Source organism: Arthrobacter sp. P4_F11 (assembly GCF_056401395.1).
The window spans coordinates 284,013-291,850 of record NZ_JBFUJK010000003.1; the positions used below are offsets into that span (position 1 = coordinate 284,013).

Sequence of the window (7,838 nt, forward strand, 5' to 3'; positions counted from 1 at the left end):
CTTGAACTGGTCAGTTGCTGAGGTACGCGAGGAGGTCGTGGCGGGTCAGGATTCCCACCGGGGCGCCGACAAACGTCACCATGAGGGTGTCGGCGTCGGAGAGGAGTTCGCGGGCGGTCGAGATCGATTCGAGCGAGCCGATCACGGGAAGCCGGGCCTCCATGTGTTCGGAGATTTTGTCCGAGAGCTTGGCCTCGCCGCGGAAGAGCTTGGCCGTGAGGGTGCGTTCGTCCACGGCGCCCAGCACCTCGCCCATGACGACGGGCGGCTCCTGGGACAGGACGGGGATGTGCGAGACGCCGTACTCGTTCATGATGTTGATGACGTCGCGGACGGACTCGTTCGGGTGGATGTGCACGAGGTCCGGGAGTTCACCGGTCTTGGCCTTGAGGATCTCGCCAACCGATGCCTCGTCCCCGCCGGCCATGAAGCCGTAGGAGCGCATCCACTGGTCGTTGAAGATCTTGGCCAGGTAGCCGCGGCCGGAGTCCGGCAGGATGACCACGACGACGGCGTCGGCCGGGAGGTCCTTGGCGACTTCCATGGCGGCCACGACGGCCATGCCCGAGGACCCGCCCACCAGCAGGCCTTCCTCGCGAGCCAGCCGGCGCGTCATTGCGAAGGAGTCGGCGTCGCTGACGGCAATGACGTCGTCCGGGACCGACTTGTCGTAGTTGGCCGGCCACATGTCCTCGCCGACGCCCTCGACAAAGTACGGGCGTCCCGTGCCGCCGGAGTACACCGAGCCGGCGGGATCCGCGCCGATGATTTTCACGACGCCGCCCTCGGCCCCGGGGCGCCCGGCGGAGACTTCCTTGAGGTACCGGCCGGTGCCGGTGATCGTGCCGCCGGTCCCAGCGCCGATCACGCAGTGGGTGATGCGTCCGTCGGTGTCGTGCCAGATCTCGGGGCCCGTGGTCTCATAGTGGCTGGCCGGGGCGGCAGGGTTGGAGAACTGGTCCGGCTTGTAGGCGCCGGGGATTTCGGTGACGAGCCGGTCGGAGACGCCGTAGTAGCTTTGCGGGCTGTCCGGCGGGACGGCGGTGGGCGTGACCACCACTTCCGCGCCGTAGGCCTGGAGCACGGCCCGCTTGTCCTCACCGACCTTGTCCGGCACGACGAAGATGCAGCGGTAGCCCTTCTGCTGCGCCACAAGCGCCAAACCGACGCCGGTGTTGCCCGAGGTGGGCTCCACGATCGTGCCGCCGGGCAGGAGCTGGCCCGTTCGTTCGGCCTCCTCGATCATCTTGACCGCAATGCGGTCCTTGATCGAACCGCCGGGGTTCAGGTATTCGAGCTTCACCAGGACCGTGGCTGCGATGCCATCGGTCACGTGGTTGAGTTTGACGAGCGGCGTATGGCCAATGAGGTCCAGGACGGACGGGGCGTACTTCATAGGTACAAAGTTACCGTCTCCGGCGCGGCGGGCACGTCGGCGCGGCCACGGCGCTGCCACGGCACTGCCACTGCTCTGAAAGGTGCGAGGATATGGCGGTGAAGAGGATCGCCCGGCTGAAGAAGTTCAGGAGCTATGCGCTGCCCGCGGGCATGCTGCTGGCCGGGTGCGCGGCGCTGGTGTCCGGGCTGCTGCCGGTCCCCGCCTTCCAGGCGCTGGCAGCACGCACCGTGCCGATACTGGCGTTCGTGGTCGCGATGTCCCTTGTCACCGAACTGGTGGATGAGGCCGGGCTCTTCCGCGTCGTCACCGAGCGGCTGGCCTCCCTGGGCCGCGGCCGGGTCATCTTGCTGTGGTTCCTCGCCATCGCCCTCGCCACCGTTTCCACGGTGTTCCTGTCGCTGGATACGACGGCCGTGCTGGTGACTCCCGTCGTCGTGCTGCTGGCCATTCACGCCCGTATTCCGCCGCTGCCGTTCGCGCTGACCACCGTATGGCTGGCGAACACGGCCTCGCTGCTGCTGCCGGTCTCCAACCTGACCAACCTGCTCGCGCAGGAGCGGCTCAACCTCAGCCCCGCCGCGTTCGCTTCGCTCGTGTGGGCCCCGGCCCTGGTGGGCATCCTCGTGCCGCTGGTGCTCCTGTGGCTGGCGTTCCGGAAGGACCTGCGCGGCACCTACGGCCCCCAGCCCGTCCATAAGGTCCGGGACCGGGTGCTGCTGTACTCGGCGTCGGGGGTCATGGTGGTCCTGCTCCCGGCGCTTGTCTCCGGGGTTCCGGTGCAGATCCCGGCGCTCGCGGCGGCGGCGGCGCTGCTCCTGCTTTTCCTCTGGCGGCGGCGCTCCGTCCTGCGCTGGTCCATGATTCCCTGGCGCCCGCTGATGCTCACGTCCGGGCTGTTCATGGTGGTGGAGACCCTGCACGCCAACGGGCTCACCCAGTTCCTGACCGGGATCGCCGGCACGGGCGAGAGCCTGCCGGCGCTCCTGCAGCTCGCCGGCCTGGGCGCCGGGGCAGCCAACGCGGTCAACAACCTCCCCGCCTACCTGGCCCTGGAACCGGTGGGCGGCTCCCCGGCCCGGCTGGCGGCCCTGCTGATCGGCGTGAACCTGGGCCCGCTGGTGACCCCCTGGGCGTCCCTGGCCACGCTGCTGTGGCACGAGCGGCTCCGCTCCCTGAACGTGGAGATCCGCTGGGGAGGCTTCGCCCTCGCCGGCGTGGCCGCCGTCGTCCTCACCGTCCCGTTGGCGGTCGTGGCGCTGTGGCTCACCACCGGGATGCAGTGAGGTGGATGCACTGCGGGCCGGCGTGCCCGGCGCGTCAGGCGCCGATGTCATTCCCGGCGTTCGCTGCCCCGGCGCCGCCCTCACGCGGGGCGTTCTGCCAGAGGCCGACCACATTGCCCTCAGTGTCCCGGAAGTAGGCGGCCCAACCCATGGTGCCGATTGCCTCGCGCGGTAAGACGGTGCTGCCGCCCAGGGCATTGATCTTCTCCAACGCCGCGTCGATGTCGTCGACGTCCACCGTGACCACCGGGGATGTGAGGTCGCCTTCGCGGCGGAACATGCCACCGTTGATGGAACCCGGTACGGAGGGCATGCCGTTGGCATCCGTCGGCGTCGTCTTGATCATGGTGTAGCTCATCTCCGGCACCTGGCTTACCTCCCAGCCGAACGCCGAACTGTAGAACTCCCGTGCGCGGCCCTCGTCGTCTGCGGGGATTTCGAAATGTACCACTCCACCAGCCATCACACTCTCCTAAGAACAAGGATTCGGGGCCAAGAGGCGGGCGCGGACACACCACGCCCCAGCCGGATTTTAGCCCCGGCAGCGCTGGAGGTTAAGGGCCCTACGGCCCCTGCGCCGTTGCCGCCGATGCCGCTGCTGTCAGCGGGCCGTGGGAACATGTTCGAATGAGCCTTGCAGACGCCCCCGCAGGCATTGCCGCCGCGGCGGACGCCTCATTGCGGTGGCACCCAGGCGGCCCGTTCGACTTGATGCAAACCATCGGCACGCTGCTGCGCGGCCACGGCGACCCGTCCATCCGCACCGCCCCGGACGGGATCTGGTTCGCGTTCACGACGCCCCGCGGTCCGGCCACGCTGCGCCTGGCAACGGCCGGGACGCGGGCTGACCCTGCCGTGGACGCGCAGGCCTGGGGTCCCGGAGCGGGGGACGCCGTCGATTCCGTCCCGCGCATGCTCGGGAGCGAGGACGACTGGTCCGGCTTCGACGAGCCCGCATTCCACGCCACCCTCCCGCGCATGGTGGTTGAAGCCCGACGCCGGAACCTCGCGATCCGGCTGCCTGCAACCGGCAGGATGATCGATTCACTGGTGCCGACCATCCTGGAGCAGAAGGTCACCGTTATCGAGGCCCGCCGCGGATACCGCTATCTGATGTACCGCTTCGGGACGGCGGCGCCGGGCGCCGGCACCGTCGCGCCGGCCAATCTGCTGGTCCAGCCGACGGCCGTGCAGTGGCTGCACATCCCGTCCTGGGAATGGCACAAGGCCGGCGTGGGCCCGCAGCGGTCGGGAACCGTCATGCGGGCGCTGCGTTCCGCCGCCGCGCTGGAACGGCTCGCCGCCCTCCCGGCCGCGGAGGCGGCGGCCAAGCTGCAGACCCTGCCCGGAATCGGGGTCTGGACGGCGGCGGAGGTGGTGCAGCGCACGCACGGCTGCCCGGATTCGATCTCGGTCGGCGACTACCACCTTGCGGCCTACGTGGGCGCCGCCCTGACCGGCCGCCGGACGGACGACGCCGGCATGCTCAGGCTGCTGGCTCCGTGGGCGGGGCACCGGCAGCGGGTGGTCCGGATGATCGGGCTCAGCGGCTTCCGGAAACCGACATTTGGCCCGCGCATGACCATCCAGGACCACCGCGGCCACTGACCTCAGGAGCAACGCGGGGCCGTCAGCCGCCGGTCTGGAGGCCCAGCCGGGCCGCGGCCTCCTGGCGCATGTCAACCTTGCGGATCTTGCCGGAGACGGTCATCGGGAAGCTCTCCCGGACATCCAGGTAGCGCGGGATCTTGTAGTGTGCCAGCTTGCCGCGGCAGAACTCGGCCAGGCTGGCGGCGTCCATCGGCGCGGCCCCCGGCTTCAAAATGACGCAGGCCATCAGTTCCTCGCCGTACTTCGTGTCCGGGACACCGATCACCTGCACGTCCTGGATGTCCGGGTGGGTGTAGAGGAATTCCTCGATTTCGCGCGGATAGACGTTCTCGCCGCCGCGGATCACCATGTCCTTGATCCGGCCCTCGATCACGATGTACCCGTCCGCGTCCATCCGGGCGAGGTCCCCGGTGTGCATCCAGGCGTCGGCGTCGATCGCCTCGGCGGTCTTGTCAGGCTGGTTCCAGTACCCGCGCATCACCGCGTAGCCGCGCGTGCAGAGTTCGCCGATCCCGCCGCGCTCCAGCACCTCTCCCGTGACCGGGTCCACGATCCGGCTTTCCAGGTTCGGCATGGTCCGGCCCACGGTCTCGGTGCGCTGGGCCATGGTGTCCACGCTCCGGGTCATCGTGGACACCGGCGAGGTCTCCGTCATGCCGTAGCAAATGGCGACGTCTTTCATGTTCATTTCCGTGATGACCCGGTTCATCACCTCGATGGGACACAGCGAGCCGGCCATCACGCCCGTGCGCAGTGTCGAGAGGTCGTAGGAGGCGAAGTCCGGCAAGGCGAGCTCGGCGATGAACATGGTCGGCACGCCGTACAGCGAGGTTCCGCCGAAGTCCTGCACAGCTTCCAGCGCCGCGGCCGGCGAGAACGACCGGCCGGGGATGATGGTGGCGGCCCCGTGGCTGAGCGCCGCAAGGTTCCCGATCACCATGCCGAAGCAGTGATAGAAGGGCACCGGGATCACCACGCGGTCGTGTTCCGTGTAGCCCAGCTGCTCGCCGATCGAAAAGCCGTTGTTAAGGATGTTGTGGTGCGTCAGTGTGGCGCCCTTCGGGAACCCCGTGGTGCCGGAGGTGTACTGCAGGTTGACGGGGTCCTGCGCGTCCAGTGCCGCCATGCGCGCTTTCAGCTCGGAGTGTCCGACGTCGTCGGCCCGCTTGAGCAGCTCGGCATAGGTGCGCTCCGCCTCGGTGCCGGGTTCGCCGGCGGTCAGCCCGTCCAGGCCGGCGTCCGGGAGGAAGACCAGCTCGCGCAGGTCCGGGCACGCCGCCAGCGCCTGTCGCGCCATCGCTGTGTAGTCGCTGTTCCGGTCCGACGGCGCGCTGACCAGCATGCGCATGCCGTTCTGGGTGACCACAAACTCGAGCTCATGGCTGCGGTAGGCGGGGTTGACGTTGACCAGGATCGCCCCGACCTTCGCGGTGGCGTACTGCAGGATGGTCCACTCGGCGCAGTTGGGGCTCCAGATGCCGATCCGCTCGCCCTTCGCGACGCCCAGGGCGAGGAGCGCACGGGCCAGCCGGTCGACGTCGTCGTTCAACTTGGTGTAGCTCCACCGCCGGGCCTCTTCGCCGGGTACCGCGGCCGCCTCGATCAGGGCATCGTGGTACGGGAACCGCGCCGCGATCCGTTCGAAGTTCGCGCCAATGGTTTCCTCGAGCAGCGGGACGTCAGTGTCCCCGGCTGTGTAAGCAAGCATGGTGTGACGCTACCAACAGTGCGGGGGCAAAAGAAGAGCAAAGCTTGGAAGTCCTATGAAATCTTGGGTCATGTTCCGGCGCCTGCGCGGCAGCCCGGTAGGGTGATTGCCATGAGTGCACCCGTTGACCTTCAGGCCATTTTCATCCCCAACGACGGCGAATTCTTCCGCGTGAAGCTCGCCCTGGACATCGCGATCGACGAGGTGGTCAACGAGCCCGGCTGCATCCGCTACGAGCTCACCGAGGCCAGCGAGGACAAGCTCGTCCTGACCGAACGGTGGGCCAGCCAGGCGGACCTGGACAAGCACTCCAAGGGCACGGCCGTCCAGGACCTGAACGAATCCCTCAGCGCGCTGCTGGCCGAGCCGGTCAAGCTCGAAAGGCTCTAACCCACGCTTCCAACCACAACGCGGGGCCACTCCGCGCCCATCCCTGAGGGATGTTATGGGCGCGGAGTGGCCCCGCGTTGTTTAAAGCCTGGGATTAAGCCGTGGAGGTTCAGGCCTCCGGGATCTGGGTGCCGTCCTGCTTGGCCGCAGCTGCGGCGGCCTCGGCCTGGGACCGGGCCACGTGGGCGTGGACTTCTTCCATGTCCAGGGCCTTGACGGCGTCGACCACCTGCTCGAGCTGCTGCGCGTTCAGGGCGCCAGGCTGCGAGAACACCAGGACCTTTTCGCGGAAGGCCATCAGCGTGGGAATCGACGTGATGCCGGCTTCGGCGGCGAGCTGCTGCTCGGCTTCGGTGTCGACCTTGGAGAAGACGACATCGGGGTGCTTCTCGGAGATCGCCGAGTAGGTGGGGCCGAACTGCTTGCACGGGCCGCACCATTCGGCCCAGAAATCGACGAGGACAATGTCGTTATCCTCGACTGTCGATGCGAACTGTTCACCTGTGATGTCTACGGTAGCCATGAGTCAACGGTACGGGAGCGGGCTCGGATTGTCCCCGGCATTTCGCTGTTGGCACATCCGGGCGGGGCTGCAGGCAGGTCACGCCCAGGCGTGCGGGGCCGGACGCCTGGCGCCGGGCAGGGCGTTGGTTTCGCGCCATTCGTGGATCCACCCGGGCAGCTCCAGATCCGACGGCGGGGCGCCGAACTCGCGGATGATCTCCTCCTGGCTGACGGGTTTGCCCTTGCTCAGAAGCCGGGTGGCGATATAGGCGCGCGCGTACACTTCGCCGTCCACCACCATCCGCTGTTCGAAGTAGATGGCTTTCGAGTCCAGGCCCATGATCCTGGACTCGATCGTGTACTGCTGCCAGAGCTGCAGCGAACGGCGGAACGCGATGGTCTCCCCCGCCGCGACCGGGGTCCAGCCCCGGCGGCGCATCTTCTTCCAGGTGCCGCTGCGGGCCATGAGATCGAAGCGCCCGAGGTCCATGAGTGAGAAGTACATGCCGTTGTTGACGTGCAGGGCGATGTCGATGTCCGTGGGCAGGACCCGCAGCGGCAGCGAGGAGTTGTCCCAGATGCTCAGCGGTGAGCGGCGTGAGGACGTGAACAGCAGCAGGAGAGTCCGGAACAGGAGATGCATGAGTCATATGTTACCCGCGGGTAACAAGTGTGCCAAGGGGTGGGTGCCGGAACCTAGCTGGCTATAGGTCGTGTCAAGTGCATGCTCCGGGCATGACAGTGCGCGCCGCATGTTTGGCCGGGCGTTCTGACGTGTCTGTGGGGTGGCGGTTTGGTTGGCTGGCCCGGCGTGATTCCAAGGGCGCCCACGCTGACTTATTCGACCTCGGCGGTTGCCGGGTCATCTGGCGTCGTTCGGGCTGCCCAAGGGCGAAGGGCCGGGCGCCAAGCTAGGTGCGGCGTAACGCGGGAAGCGTCCGCC

The 7,838-nt window shown here is 67.9% G+C and carries 8 protein-coding genes; 3 read left to right on the forward strand and 5 right to left on the reverse strand.

The features are described from left to right. Positions 1-10: 10 nt before the first annotated feature. Positions 11-1,396, reverse strand: a complete 1,386-nt coding sequence (locus AC1DRO_RS05915) for a cystathionine beta-synthase (protein ID WP_476950150.1) — start codon at positions 1,394-1,396, stop codon at positions 11-13. Positions 1,397-1,488: 92 nt separating this feature from the next. Between AC1DRO_RS05915 and AC1DRO_RS05920 the strand changes: the two genes are divergently transcribed. Next, positions 1,489-2,682, forward strand: a complete 1,194-nt coding sequence (locus AC1DRO_RS05920; RefSeq protein ID WP_476950151.1) for an ArsB/NhaD family transporter — start codon at positions 1,489-1,491, stop codon at positions 2,680-2,682. A gap of 34 nt (positions 2,683-2,716) precedes the next feature. On the opposite strand, the gene AC1DRO_RS05925 is transcribed toward AC1DRO_RS05920, so the two are convergent. Beyond that, the gene (locus AC1DRO_RS05925) at positions 2,717-3,145 is read right to left on the reverse strand and encodes a VOC family protein (protein ID WP_476950152.1); all 429 of its coding nucleotides are present in this window, start codon (positions 3,143-3,145) and stop codon (positions 2,717-2,719) included. Between the two features lie 164 nt (positions 3,146-3,309). Between AC1DRO_RS05925 and AC1DRO_RS05930 the strand changes: the two genes are divergently transcribed. Further along, positions 3,310-4,290: a DNA-3-methyladenine glycosylase family protein gene (locus AC1DRO_RS05930; RefSeq protein WP_476950153.1), complete on the forward strand. Its 981-nt coding sequence runs from the start codon at positions 3,310-3,312 to the stop codon at positions 4,288-4,290. 22 nt (positions 4,291-4,312) lie between these two features. Here AC1DRO_RS05930 and AC1DRO_RS05935 read toward each other — a convergent pair whose 3' ends face one another. Beyond that, positions 4,313-6,001 (reverse strand): AMP-binding protein, encoded by a 1,689-nt coding sequence (locus tag AC1DRO_RS05935; protein ID WP_476950154.1) that lies wholly within the window; start codon positions 5,999-6,001, stop codon positions 4,313-4,315. Positions 6,002-6,112: 111 nt separating this feature from the next. Between AC1DRO_RS05935 and AC1DRO_RS05940 the strand changes: the two genes are divergently transcribed. Continuing rightward, positions 6,113-6,391, forward strand: coding sequence for a putative quinol monooxygenase (locus AC1DRO_RS05940; RefSeq protein WP_243181142.1), 279 nt, complete (start codon positions 6,113-6,115; stop codon positions 6,389-6,391). Between the two features lie 109 nt (positions 6,392-6,500). Here AC1DRO_RS05940 and trxA read toward each other — a convergent pair whose 3' ends face one another. Both trxA and AC1DRO_RS05950 read right to left on the reverse strand, forming a co-directional pair. Continuing rightward, a complete protein-coding gene (gene trxA, locus AC1DRO_RS05945) occupies positions 6,501-6,914 on the reverse strand; it encodes a thioredoxin (protein ID WP_018773584.1) in 414 nt (137 codons plus the stop codon). 78 nt (positions 6,915-6,992) lie between these two features. After that, positions 6,993-7,538 carry an acyl-CoA thioesterase gene (locus tag AC1DRO_RS05950; RefSeq protein WP_476950155.1) on the reverse strand — a complete coding sequence of 182 codons (546 nt, stop codon included), beginning with the start codon at positions 7,536-7,538 and terminating at the stop codon, positions 6,993-6,995. Positions 7,539-7,838 lie beyond the last annotated feature (300 nt).

What these genes read in the sequence shown, in the direction of transcription:
- AC1DRO_RS05915 (WP_476950150.1), bottom strand. Translation starts at nt 1,396, where the DNA reads ATGAAGTACGCCCCGTCCGTCCTGGACCTCATTGGCCATACGCCGCTC.
- AC1DRO_RS05920 (WP_476950151.1), top strand. Translation starts at nt 1,489, where the DNA reads ATGGCGGTGAAGAGGATCGCCCGGCTGAAGAAGTTCAGGAGCTATGCG.
- AC1DRO_RS05925 (WP_476950152.1), bottom strand. Translation starts at nt 3,145, where the DNA reads ATGGCTGGTGGAGTGGTACATTTCGAAATCCCCGCAGACGACGAGGGC.
- AC1DRO_RS05930 (WP_476950153.1), top strand. Translation starts at nt 3,310, where the DNA reads ATGAGCCTTGCAGACGCCCCCGCAGGCATTGCCGCCGCGGCGGACGCC.
- AC1DRO_RS05935 (WP_476950154.1), bottom strand. Translation starts at nt 6,001, where the DNA reads ATGCTTGCTTACACAGCCGGGGACACTGACGTCCCGCTGCTCGAGGAA.
- AC1DRO_RS05940 (WP_243181142.1), top strand. Translation starts at nt 6,113, where the DNA reads ATGAGTGCACCCGTTGACCTTCAGGCCATTTTCATCCCCAACGACGGC.
- trxA (WP_018773584.1), bottom strand. Translation starts at nt 6,914, where the DNA reads ATGGCTACCGTAGACATCACAGGTGAACAGTTCGCATCGACAGTCGAG.
- AC1DRO_RS05950 (WP_476950155.1), bottom strand. Translation starts at nt 7,538, where the DNA reads ATGCATCTCCTGTTCCGGACTCTCCTGCTGCTGTTCACGTCCTCACGC.